Below are 11985 nucleotides of genomic sequence, written 5' to 3'. Positions count from 1 at the left end.
CCAAGCCGGCCACCCGTCACCGGGGTGTTTCAGGCGTCTTCGAGCGCTTCGCCGATCTCCTGGGCCATTCGGCTGTGTTCGTTCTGCAACAGCACGTGACCCGCTGCCAGAGCCACCGCTACCGGCCACTCGATGATCTCGACTGCGGCGAGCGCCCCGAGCGCCCCGTAGAACGCGAGTTGCTCCGGCCGCGGAATCCGGACACGCCCCACGATCGGCAGGTCCACCGCGAACGTCTGAGCCCTGCGGACGCGCTGAACGGCATCGCGGTGCGTGCCCGTGGTCGGCGCGGACTTCTTCCGGGCTGATGAGTTTTGCGAGGATTTGGCCATTCGTTGCCTTCCCGTCATGGCGTATTCGGCGTCTGGACCACCGTGTTGCGGACCGTGGAAGGCGTGCCAACCCCAACCGGTGCAACACCGTCGTCAGATCCATTGACCGTCGTCTCCGGCATGATGGCAATACCGTTGCGGGAACTGTATGCCGTGCTGTGGCGGATGGGAGTCGTCAAGATCGACGACTGACGTCCGAGCAATCGGGGCGCATAGCCGGCCGCCGCGGTGGCGACACCGGCCGTCCCGAGTGCCTGTGCCCACCCCACGGGTCCCAGGGGTGTGCAGCCGAGCAACTGGCTGACCCCTGGGGTGCTGATCAACGTGCCGAGGGTCGCGAGCGATCCAACCGCCGTCCCCACCACCAACGGGCTACGCGAATCGATGAGCGTCTGGCCCAACTGCGTGCCCACCAAGGCCACCAACGCCACGGTCGACGCACGCCGGGGCGCCAGCGTGAACCCCGACATGAGCCACGCCGACGTCGCCGCCGCGGCCGTGGTGGTGCCCCGGATGGCCACGGTGCGCCAGATCGCCGCGTGGTTGGGTCCGTGCCCGTGGCCCGAGTCGTCGCCGATGTCCCTGGCCGGGCTGACGGCAAGGGCCGCCGCCGGAAGCGCATCGGTCAGCATGTTCACCAGCAACAACTGGCGGGCGTTCAGCGGGGACCGGCCGGTCAACGCCGACCCGACGATCGAGAACGCCACCTCCCCGGCGTTGCCGCCCAGTAACACCGAAACCGCCGCCTGCACACGCCGCCACAGCTGACGCCCTTCGTCGAGCGCATCGAGCAGCGATCCGATCCGACCGTCGAGCAGCATCACGTCGGCCGCCGTCCGCGCGGGGTCGCTGCCGCGCGAGGCCACCCCGATACCCACGGTGGCCGCGCGGATCGCCGCCGCGTCGTTGGCGCCGTCGCCGACCATCGCGCAGACCTGGCCGATGCGCTCCAGCGTTTCGACCACCTGCACCTTGTGCTCGGGTGTCATCCGCGCGAAGACCCGTCCGTCGCGCACCGCGCGCTCCTGGCCCCTGCGCGAGAGCCCTTCCCAGTCGGCGCCGCTGATGAGTTGGTCGGCCGTGACCGGCATCCCCAGTTCGGCGGCGATGGCCCTCGCGGTGACCGGATGATCACCCGTGATGAGCCGCACGCCGACCTTCTGCTTGGCCAGTGCGGCCAGCAACGGCGCCGACTCGGGGCGCGGAGTGTCCGACAGGCCCAACAGCCCGACGAACTGCAGCCCGTTGTCGCACAGGTCGATCAGCGTTTCGTCGCTGCGCCGCGCGGCCTGCGCCTGGCGCGCGGTCACCGTGCGCCGGGCCACGGCGATGACGCGCAGGCCCGATTCCGCCATCTCGTGCACCGCTCGTTTGGTCTGCCTGTCCAGTCCGGCGCAGGCGTGGAGGACGACCTCCGGGGCGCCCTTGATCGACAGTGTCCGATCGACGAGGGATGCCGAGAACGGCCGACCCGATCGGAACGGCAGGTGCTTGGCCGCGGTGTCGACCGATGATGAATCCCCGGCCGCTTCGACGACGGCCGCGTCGGTGGCATGCTCGTGGCGGTGGCCGTTCTTCGGAGGCGTGGCCAGCGCCGCGCAATCGAGCACCTGCTCGCCGGTGAGGCCGTCGGCGGTGTGCACCGTGGTGACCCGCAGCCGGTTCTCACTCAGTGTGCCGGTCTTGTCGAAGCAGACGACGTCGATGCGGCCGAGCGCCTCGACCGAACGTGGGCTGCGCACGAGCACCCCCACCCGGGTGAGCCGCCGGGCGGCCGCCTGCTGCGCCAGCGTCGCGACCAGTGGCATGCCCTCGGGCACCGCGGCCACCGCCACCGCGACGCCGCTGGCGACCGCGCGGCGCAACGGCACCATGCGCAGCAGGCCGAGCCCGCTGACCAGCGCCCCACCGGCCAGGCTCAACGGCAGGGCACGGTCGGTGAGGTCGCGCAGTTGGGTCTGCAGCCCGACCGCCGACTTCTCGGCCGACGCCACGCGCTGGGCCCGGCTCGCCTCGGTGCGATCACCGACCGCGGTGACGATGGCGACCGCGGTCCCGGCGACCACGGTGGTGGTGGCGTGCAGCATGCAGCTTCGCTCGGCCAGCGCGGCGCCCGGTGTGGCGGCGGGCCGTTTCGGCACCGGTAGCGATTCACCGGTCAGCGACGACTCGTCGAGTTCGGTGTCGGTCGCCTCGACGATCCGCGCATCGGCGGGTACGACCTCCCCGGGCCGAACCTCGATGAGATCACCCGGCTGGAGTTCGGCGGCGTCGACGGTCCGGTAGCCGTCGTCGGTCACGAGCCGGGCCGGCGGCACCTGGACGGCCAGCAGCCGGCTCAGCAGCCGCTCCGCTCGAACCTGTTGCGAGGCGGCCAGAAGCGAGTTGCCGGTCAACACCGAGCCCACGAGGATCGCATCGATCGGCGAACCGAGCAGGGCGCTGGCCGCCGATCCGACGGCGAGTATCGGCGTCAACGGGTCCGACAACTCCTCACGCAGCGAAACCGCCAGATCTCTGGCCAGCCGCAACGGAGGTCCGGTCAGCTTGGGGACCACGTCGACCGATGCACTGGCCGCCGCCGCCAGTGTCGAACGACGTTGCACCGGTTCGCGTTTCGGCGCAGGGAGCGTCCGGCGCACATCATTGGGCGACATCGCATGCCACTCGTACACCGGCGCGGGCGTCGGTGCCTTGTCGCTCAGTGTTCCCCGCGCCAGCAGCAGGCCGGTGGTCAGCCCCGCGGCGGCGCCCGCGGTCACCGGTCCCGGTCCGCGCCCCCGTACGCCGGGGATCATCAGCAGCGCGCCCAACAGCGACGCGCTGGTGGCCAGTTCGACGCCCCGCTTACTCGCCCGGCGAGCGGCGGGCAGCGCATGCATCAGCCGCCACACCGCGTCCAGATCCGGGACCAGCAGATCGGCGCGCCACGGTGGCGGACCGTCCACCGGAATCAGCCCGATCGAGACATCCGCGGCCCACAGCACCTGTGCGGCTTGCGGTGAGATCACCGCCACGGTGCCGCCGGCGCCCTGGTGGGCGGTGACCGCGGTCAGCAGTGCGGCGTCGAGGGAGCCGTCGAGCGGGTACAACTCGTCGAAGGAGGGCCTCAGGTCGTCGAGTTCGTCGCTGTCGACCGACATGAGTTCGGCGCCCGCCCGGCGGATCTCGCCGAGCACGCTTGCCGCCAGCGGGTGATGCACATGCCGGACCAGCACCTCGGCCCTGGCCGCGCCGTTTCGGGTGCCGTTGGTGCGAAGCGGCGCGCGTTGCCAGCCGACCTCGAGTTCGCCGCGCTGAAGGCTCTCGCGTGCCCATTGCCACGCCGCGGCGCGGTCGCGATCGGAGATGCCGCGCAGGCGGCCGATGCGCAGTTCGTCGACCAGCAGCGCTCGGGGATCGACGACGACGGTGTCCACCCGGTCCAGCCGACGTATCGCCTGGGGATCGAAGGCGACGATGTCGTGCTGGTCGGCCAGCCCGCGACCGAGCGCGGCGGCGAAGCCCTCGCGGGCGTTGCGGGCCGCCTTCGGCGTGGTCACCACGGCCGCGGTCGCGGCGGTGTTGAGGTTGCGGGTGAACAGGCCCACCGAAGCCGCGGTAAGACCCTGGGCCATACCGCTGCGATCGGCATGGCGCTCTATCGGACCGGGCGCCATCGGCCGAGGGCGCTGCGGACGCGGACCACCCTCGAGTTCCGCCGCGTAGTGCGCGATGGCGGGTTCCTTGCGTTGCCAGGCACGGGAGCCGGCGCGCGTCTCTGCGACCTGAAACAGGTGTCGGACCGTTTCAACGGCCAGCGACGTCGGAGCTTCCGTCACGGTGTACACCGTCGCGGCGGCGATCGCGATGGCGGTGTCGGCGGCACCGCGGCCGAGTCGGCGTTCCACCATCTCCCGCAGCCGCGGCTGATAGTCCACCAGGGTCACGGCGGCCGTGAGCCCGGCGGGCAGTGCGGGCCACATGAGCGCCCGGCCGGTCGTCGCCACGCAGAGTCCGACCCCGTTCGCCGCGGTTGCAACGACCTTGCCGGCCAGCACGATGCCGTCACCCGGGAGGTCGGAGGGTCGGCCGTCGGTGTCAGCGCCGGTGTCGCGTTCCACCTCGGCGACCAGTCGACACAGCCGCTCCATCGGCGGTCCGTCGTCGTCGACGGTCACCACCACTCGGGACAGCGAGTGGTTCAGCCCGACAGTGCGTACGCCGGGTTCGGACCGGACGGCCTCGAGCGCGGCCTTGCCGAGCGCCTTGCCGTTCTGGCCCGTTAGGCCGCGCACTTCGATCCAGCAGCGGTTCTCGTTGCGCCAGCATCGTCGACTCGGCTTTGCGCCTGCGAGTTCCTTCACGGCGGTGGCGACCGCGGTGAGCGCTTCGGAAGTCGGCAGCGCGCCAACGACTACCCGTGCCGGTGCCGTGACGGCTGTCGCTGCGCCACCGATCAACCTCGCGAGAACGCTCACTTGGTGGTCGTGCGCCGCGCGGACGTCGACTTCTTGGCAGCGCGCGACGGATTGCGGGTGGTCGACGTGGCCGTCTTGCGCGGCGTCGGCTTCGCGGAATTGCGTTCTGAGGCTTGATTTTTAGCGGTGGCAACCGATCGGAGCGCCGGCGTTCCATCGCCGGCGGAACCGCCGGAGCGCTGACCGAGTTTGTGGACCACCAGCGCCGCCCCGCCGACCGTCACGAGCAACGGCCACTCGACCAGACCGGCGGCGCCGATGGCGCCGATCGTCAACGCGGCGGCGGCAGACGACCGGCTTCCGTCGCCGAGCCCGGCTCTGATTCCTGATGCCGCGCCCTGCAGTCCACCGATCACGCCGCTGACCGCCGCGCCACCGATCGCCCCGGCGGCCGCTGTGGTCATGTCGGCGGTTCTGGTCACTGCTCGGGTGGCGGCCGAAACGATGCTCATCGGAGCTCCTCCCGCCCGTTCATCTACTGGTCAATTCCCGATAAGTAGGTGTTATACACGGATTAGATGAACAGAAGATCCGCGTCGGGGGCTAGGTGTGACGGGCGAGGAAGTCGACCACCGCATCGGCGAACAGGTCGTTGCGATCACCAGCGACCATGTGTCCGGCGCCGCCGACGTCGACGAAGCCGATCTGCGGGAACCGGGCCAGGAATTCGTCGGCGCGCTCCTGTGTGACGAGGTCGCTCATCTGGCCGCGCACCAAAAGCATCGGAACCCCCTGACGCAGAATCGAATCGACAGCTTTATGCATCCGGTCCACCTCGGTCACCTCGATCGGCGGGAGGGCCGCCGTGCCGTCGATGAACTTAGGATCCCAGTGCCAATACCACCGGCCGTCACGGTGGCGCAGGTTCGTTCGCAACCCGTCGAGGTCGGCCGGTCGCGGCCGGTGGGGGTTGTAACGCTGGATCATGTCGGCGACCTCGTCGAGCGAGGCGAATCCGGACGTCATCCGATCGGCCATGAAGTCGTGGATGCGTGACGCGCCGGATTCGTTCATGTCGGGCACGATGTCGACGAGGACGACGGCGCGCACCGAGCCGGGTGCTAGTTCACCGGCCAGCAGCATCGCGGTGAACCCCCCCAACGAGGCGCCGACGATCACCGGTCGTGCCGGAAGGCGACCGAGCACCTCGAGGACGTCGCCGGCGAACGTGGTGACGCGGTAATCGCCTTCGGTCGACCAGTCGGATTCCCCGTGGCCGCGGAAGTCCACTGTGACGGCCTGCCAGCCGCGGGCGGCGACGGCCGCCGCGGCGCGGCCCCACGAGCGGCGGGTCTGGCCGCCGCCGTGCAGGAACACCACTGCGGGTGCCTTCGGATCGCCGAGCCGGTCGGCGGTGATGTTGACGCCGTCGACGCCCGATGTGGTGAACGTCGTCGACGAGGCGCTCACGAGGCGACCCCGGCGATGACCGCGCGGGTGATCATCTCGGCGCGGTTGCGCCGAAAGGCCCTGCCCTCGTTGAGGATCGCGTAGACGATGCCTCCGACGATGGCGTCGGCCGCGGCGCGGGCGGTCGACTCGTCGAGACCGTCCGCCGAAAGACGTCGCTGCACAGTGTCGTGGAGGGGCACGCTGAACGCGTCGTACAAGCGGGCCCTGATGTCCTTGTGCTGCAGTCCGGCCACCGTGAGGATGCGCAGCATCGCGTTGCCCCGTTCGGTGGTCAGGGTGCTCGCCAGCCTCGTGGCCCACCGGGACAGGTCGGTGGTGAGATCGCCGGTGTGCTCGACCGGCCGCAAGATCGTGTCGGCGTCCTCGAGCAATACGTCGGCGACGAGCGCGGGCCTGCTCGGCCACCAGCGGTAGATCGTCTGCTTGCCGACTCCGGCGCGAGCCGCGACGGCTTCGATATTCAGCCCGTCGAAGCCGCGTTCGAGCAACAGTTCCTTGGTGGCGGTCACGATCGCCACCCGCGACTTCTCGCTGCGACGGCGGGGAGCGTTCACGTGCGTCGTCACTGTCTACTCCGCATCTGTCGGCTTTACAGATGGTGCCAGCAACGCCTAGCCTTGGCAAGACGAGACGTTGCGTCTCGTTCGGAGGTCGAGTCGAGGAGCCATGACGCCGAAGAAACTCGTCATCGGTACCCGTTGGACGCGCAGCATCGACGGGGTGGCCCGGTTCTTCCGCGCCACCAGCCTGGCCGCTTCGACCGGTGCCAGGGGTCGATGGGCCCGTCGCCTGGGGGAGGTGACCGTCACCGGGGAACGCGATTTCGCGGTCGATCTCGGCGCGATCGACGTCGATGCCGAGGGCGACTTCCGGGCCCGGGTCGCCGAGACGCTGGACACCGCCGCCGCGCTGCGCAACGACGGGCGGGGCCGGCAGGGCGACTACGAGCACTTCGCCACCGGTCCGCAGCGGAGGGTCATCGCCGACGCGGGCCTGATCGCCCCGCACTGGCCCCGCCCGTGGGGCGTGGAGGCCACCCCCCTGCAGCAGCTCATCATCGACGAGGAATTCGGTAAGCGCCCCCAGCTGGTGCGACCGTCACTCGGCATCGCCGAGTGGATCCTGCCGTCGGTCATCCGGGCTGGATCGGAAGAGCTTCAGGCGCAACTGATTCCACCGACCCAGCGCGGTGAGCTCGCATGGTGTCAGCTGTTCAGCGAGCCGGGCGCGGGCTCGGACCTGGCCGCGCTGACCACACGAGCCACCAAGGTCGACGGCGGGTGGCGGATCAACGGCCACAAGATCTGGACGTCATCGGCGCAGCGCGCGGACTACGGCGCGCTGCTCGCCAGGACGGACCCGTCGGCGCCCAAGCACCGCGGCATCGGCTACTTCATCATCGACATGCGCTCCGACGGCATCGACGTCCAACCGATCAAGCAAGCCAGCGGCGAATCGGAGTTCAACGAGGTCTTCCTCACCGACGTCTTCGTACCCGACGCGATGCTGCTCGGCGAGCCGAACGGCGGCTGGGGACTGGCGATCGCGACGATGGCCGAAGAACGCACCGCCATAAGCGGATACGTCCAATTCGACCGGGCTGTGATCCTGCGTCGCATTGCGGCGGGTGATGACGACGACAGCGCCGATGCGCTGCGCGAACTCGGCGAACTCGACGCCTACGCCAATGCCATCAAGGCATTGGGCGTGCGCGAGACGATCCGCCTGCTCGACGGTCAGTCGTCGGGCGCCGCGCCGAGCGTCGCCAAGGTCGCGATGAACGTCCTACTGCGCCGCACCTTCGCCGCGACACTGGGCGCCGTCGGCCGGGTGGCGATGACGGCCGATCCATCCGTCGTGCAGCCGTATCTGCGGGTTCCCGCCGAACTGATCGGCGGCGGTACCAAAGAGATTCAGCTGAACATCATCGCCCAGATGATTCTCGGTCTCCCGCGGAAGTAGACGACATCTCTCATCGCCTCAGGCGCAGCGGCGCCAGCAGCGCTTCCAGCACGTGGTCGAAGACCGCGTCGTAGTCGGTCGGCGCCTGCAGTGCCGCCACGAGCGCCCGGTCGGGCCAGGCGTCGGCCCACAGCGACGGGTCCTCCTCGTCGTGCTTCTCGCCGCGCACAGCCGAGAATTGCATCACGGCAGAGGAGATGACATGCACCTCGATGGCGCGCAACACCAGCGCCGCGTCGGCGCCGGTGACATCGAGTGCGGCCAGCTGTGCGGCCAGCGCCTGCTGAATCGGCAGGAACAACCGCGGGGTCTTGTCGCGTTCGTGGGCGATCGCCAGCAGGTGCTGCCGGTCGATCAGCAGGCGGCGTTGAGCATGGGCCAGAGACGCGATGCGGTCGACCGCCGTGGCGCCTGCGGTCGGTAGATGCGCCATCTCGTCGAGTAGCCGGTCGACCAAGCTGTCGAACAACTTGTCCCGGCCGCCGACATGCCAGTAGATCGATGTCACCGCCACCCCGAGTGCGTCGGCCAGTGCACGCATGGAGAACCGCTGCACGCCTTCGGTTTCCAGAATTCGGGCCGCCGCGTCCAGCACGACGTCCGCGCTGATCGGTTCCCTGCCGGTCATGGCGGCTCGCCTCCCGTCATCCGCTCGCTCGGCGGGAGCTCGAGGTAACGCTCGAGGTTGCGGTGCATGTTGACGATGCGGCGTTCCTCGTTGGACAGCGTGAGATGAGTGAAACCGGGCTGACTGAGTCCGCGCTGCAATCCGGCCAGTATCGAAATATCCTGCGTCAGCACCAGACCCGGATGTGCCTCCGCGGCGCTCACCCGCACGTCGACCGGCTTCGAGCGGGGCGCCCCCGGTGGCATGCGCATCCACAGCATCATCACCAGCTCGCCGCGGCCGGGATCGGTTCCCGGGTGTGACGTCATCACCGTCAGGTGGTCGGCGTTGGTCAGCAGTGTCATGTTCGGGAAAACGTTGTACTGATGCAGCATCATCACGCGTTCGGTGTCCGCCCACTCCAGATCGACTCCACGGGAGGCGGCGAACGCCCGTGTGCGGGCGGCGATCAGATCGGCGACCGAGGCACCGGGCTCGCGATCCGCTGGCATCGGCGTTCCCTCCTCGACACCCATCAGCGCCCCCTGGGTGGTGACGTAGGCGTCCCACACCTCGCCGTCGGTCAGCTGCTGCTTCAACTGGGGACTGGGCACGCCGTAGAGCTGCTCGGACTTTCCGGTGTGGCCCCAGATCTGCTGGGGCGCATAGACGTCGTCCATGCACCGGTGGAGTTCGGGGTGCAGTGTCTGAATGTGGTAGGTCTCGCTGTAACCGTCGGCGATCGCCTTCCAGTTCGCCTCGACGTCGATGGTCATGGTGGCATAGCAGCGGAAGTCGCCCAGCCCGCACCAAGCGATGTCGGCGGGCACCGCCTCGAGGTAGTCCAGCAGGGGTATCGCGTCGGTGTGGAGATTGACGAAGACCAGCCGCTCCCAGGTGTCGACGCCGACGGGGACGAGTGGGTAGTCGGCCATGCGCAGAGCGCCGAACCCCTTGCGGTTTGGCACCCTTCTGAGCGTTCCGCACAGATCCCACGTCCACCCGTGGTATCCGCACCGCAACTCCCGCAGGTCGGATCCCGAGCCGACGCACAGCGCGTTGCCGCGGTGCCTGCACGCGTTCTGGAAGGCCCGCAGCATGCCGTCGCCACCGCGAACGACGAGCACCGACGTTGGGCCGCAACGGTATTCGAAGAAGTCGCCGGGCTCGGCGACGTGGTCGACGGTGCACGCGACCTGCCATACCCGCGGCCACATCCGTTCCGCTTCGAGCCGGGCGAACGCCGCCGAGCGGTACCGCTCGGCAGGTACCAGGGTGGGGCGTGCAGGCGGCGTGCCGATGGCATCGTCGCGCCGGACATGCTGCGCGGTGTGCGTCACGATCCGTCCTTTCGAACTCGGCGCCGACCGTCTGTAACGGTGTTACAGTGCGACCCTATCGGCTCGCATGCGCATTCGGAGGTGCAATGGTGTTCGACCTCAAGATCACCGGTGGGACCGTCGTGGACGGCACGGGCGCGGACCGCTTCGCCGCCGACATCGCCGTCAAGGACGGCAGGATCGTCGAGGTCCGTCGCCGCGAACCCGGGGACGCCCCGCTGCAGGGGGAGGCGGCCGAGACGATCGACGCATCCGGCAAGGTCGTCGCCCCGGGGTTCGTCGACATTCACACCCACTACGACGGGCAGGTGGGCTGGGACAGCGTTCTGGAGCCGTCGAGCAGCCACGGCGTCACCACCGTCGTGGCGGGCAACTGCGGCGTCGGCTTCGCCCCGGTGCGTCCCGGCACCGAACAGTGGCTGATCGAATTGATGGAGGGTGTCGAGGACATCCCCGGAACCGCGCTCTCGGAGGGCATCACGTGGGGGTGGGAGAGTTACGCCGAGTACCTCGACGTGATCGGTCAGCGCGCACTCGCCGTCGACATCGGAAGTCAGATCGCCCACGGCACGGTGCGGGCCTACGCGATGGGGGAGCGCGGAGCTCGCAACGAAGCGGCGACACCTGAGGATATCGCCGTGATGAGCCGGCTGGTGCAGGAGGCGGCCGAGGCCGGTGCACTCGGCTTCTCGTCGTCGCGCACGCTGGCCCATCGCGCCATGGACGGTGAACCGGTGCCGGGGACGTTCGCCGCCGAAGACGAATTGTTCGCCCTGGGCCGGGCGATGGCAGCGGGTGGGGGCGCCGTGTTCGAACTGGCGCCGCAGGGTGCGGCCGGTGAGGACATCGTCGCGCCGAAGAAGGAACTCGAATGGATGCGCCGCCTCGGCGCCGAGATCGACTGCGCGGTGAGCTTCGCGCTGATCCAGGTCGACGCCGACCCGAACCTGTGGCGCGAGCAGCTCGACATCTCGGCGGCCGCTCACGATGCGGGCAGCCGGCTGCACCCCCAGGTGGCGGCCCGCCCGTTCGGCATGCTGCTCGGATTTCCCGGCCACCACGCCTTCACGCACCGGCCCACCTATCGTCGGCTCAAGGCCGAGTGCAGTCGCGAGGAGCTCGCCGTGCGACTGGCCGAACCCGTTGTCCGGCAGGCGATCCTCTCCGAAGAGGATCTGCCCGTGGACCCGAACATTCTGTTCGACGGCATGTTCGCGTTCGCGCAGTATTCCGCCGACCGGCTCTATGCGATCGGTGAACCGCCCGATTACGAGCCGACCCGCGAGCGTACCGTCGCGGCCATCGCCGAAGACCGCGGGGAAGATGTCTTGGCCACTATGTACGACCTGATGCTCGAGGGCGACGCGGGAGCGATGCTGATGTTGCCGATGTTCAACTACGCCGAAGGCAACCATGACGCGATCCGGGAGATGATGACTCACCCGGCTGCAGTGTTGGGGCTGTCCGACGGGGGTGCGCACTGCAGCATGATCTGCGACGCGTCCTATCCGACCTTCCTGCTGACACATTGGGCGCGCGATCGGCACCGTGGCCAGAAGCTGCCGCTGGAATACGTGGTGCGCAAGCAGTCTCACGACACCGCGCAACTGTTCGGGCTCACCGACCGCGGGGTGATCGAGGTGGGCAAGAAGGCCGATATGAACGTGATCGACATGGCGGCGTTGACGCTGCACGCGCCGCGGATGGCATACGACCTGCCTGCCGGCGGTAACCGCCTGGTGCAGGGCGCCTCCGGGTATGACGCCACGATCGTCAGCGGGGTGGTGACACGACGCGGCGGGGTCGACACCGGAGCGCGACCGGGCCGGTTGGTCCGCGGGGCGCGTTAGCGGTACGCCGGGAAGTCCCCC

General features: G+C 69.3%; 8 protein-coding genes and 2 pseudogenes. 3 read left to right on the top strand and 7 right to left on the bottom strand.

The window, feature by feature from the left end; translation table 11 throughout:
- Positions 1–29: 29 nt before the first annotated feature.
- Positions 30–332 carry a hypothetical protein gene (locus K3G64_RS01295; protein ID WP_238888402.1) on the bottom strand — a complete coding sequence of 101 codons (303 nt, stop codon included), beginning with the start codon at positions 330–332 and terminating at the stop codon, positions 30–32.
- A gap of 120 nt (positions 333–452) precedes the next feature.
- On the opposite strand from K3G64_RS01295, the gene K3G64_RS25610 reads away from it, so the two are divergent.
- Entirely contained in the window at positions 453–524 is a 72-nt protein-coding gene (locus K3G64_RS25610; protein ID WP_370647263.1) for an Rv1535 domain-containing protein, read from the top strand.
- 44 nt (positions 525–568) lie between these two features.
- On the opposite strand, the pseudogene K3G64_RS25605 reads toward K3G64_RS25610, so the two are convergent.
- The 4 genes and pseudogenes from K3G64_RS25605 to K3G64_RS01275 form a co-directional block, all read right to left on the bottom strand.
- Positions 569–2989: pseudogene (locus K3G64_RS25605) on the bottom strand (cation-translocating P-type ATPase); the annotation flags it as partial.
- Between the two features lie 1799 nt (positions 2990–4788).
- Positions 4789–5244, bottom strand: coding sequence for a hypothetical protein (locus K3G64_RS01285; RefSeq protein WP_238888400.1), 456 nt, complete (start codon positions 5242–5244; stop codon positions 4789–4791).
- Positions 5245–5335: 91 nt separating this feature from the next.
- The gene (locus K3G64_RS01280; RefSeq protein WP_238888399.1) at positions 5336–6202 is read right to left on the bottom strand and encodes an alpha/beta fold hydrolase; all 867 of its coding nucleotides are present in this window, start codon (positions 6200–6202) and stop codon (positions 5336–5338) included.
- The gene (locus K3G64_RS01275; RefSeq protein ID WP_238888398.1) at positions 6199–6771 is read right to left on the bottom strand and encodes a TetR/AcrR family transcriptional regulator; all 573 of its coding nucleotides are present in this window, start codon (positions 6769–6771) and stop codon (positions 6199–6201) included. The genes K3G64_RS01280 and K3G64_RS01275 overlap by 4 nt, the downstream gene beginning before the upstream one ends.
- 169 nt (positions 6772–6940) lie before the next feature.
- Here K3G64_RS01275 and K3G64_RS01270 point away from each other — a divergent pair.
- Positions 6941–8167: pseudogene (locus K3G64_RS01270) on the top strand (acyl-CoA dehydrogenase family protein); the annotation flags it as partial.
- Positions 8168–8177: 10 nt separating this feature from the next.
- On the opposite strand, the gene K3G64_RS01265 reads toward K3G64_RS01270, so the two are convergent.
- Positions 8178–8795, bottom strand: a complete 618-nt coding sequence (locus K3G64_RS01265; protein ID WP_238888397.1) for a TetR/AcrR family transcriptional regulator — start codon at positions 8793–8795, stop codon at positions 8178–8180.
- Positions 8792–10114, bottom strand: coding sequence for an aromatic ring-hydroxylating oxygenase subunit alpha (locus tag K3G64_RS01260; RefSeq protein WP_238888396.1), 1323 nt, complete (start codon positions 10112–10114; stop codon positions 8792–8794). Before K3G64_RS01260 ends, K3G64_RS01265 begins: the two co-directional genes overlap by 4 nt.
- 89 nt (positions 10115–10203) lie before the next feature.
- Here K3G64_RS01260 and K3G64_RS01255 point away from each other — a divergent pair, with 89 nt between their 5' ends.
- Positions 10204–11964: an N-acyl-D-amino-acid deacylase family protein gene (locus K3G64_RS01255; protein WP_238951033.1), complete on the top strand. Its 1761-nt coding sequence runs from the start codon at positions 10204–10206 to the stop codon at positions 11962–11964.
- The last annotated feature ends 21 nt before the right edge of the window (positions 11965–11985 follow it).

Source organism: Mycobacterium sp. IDR2000157661 (genome assembly GCF_022317005.1).
Taxonomy (GTDB): Bacteria; Actinomycetota; Actinomycetes; order Mycobacteriales; family Mycobacteriaceae; genus Mycobacterium.
This window is presented reverse-complemented; position numbering and strand designations above follow the sequence as displayed.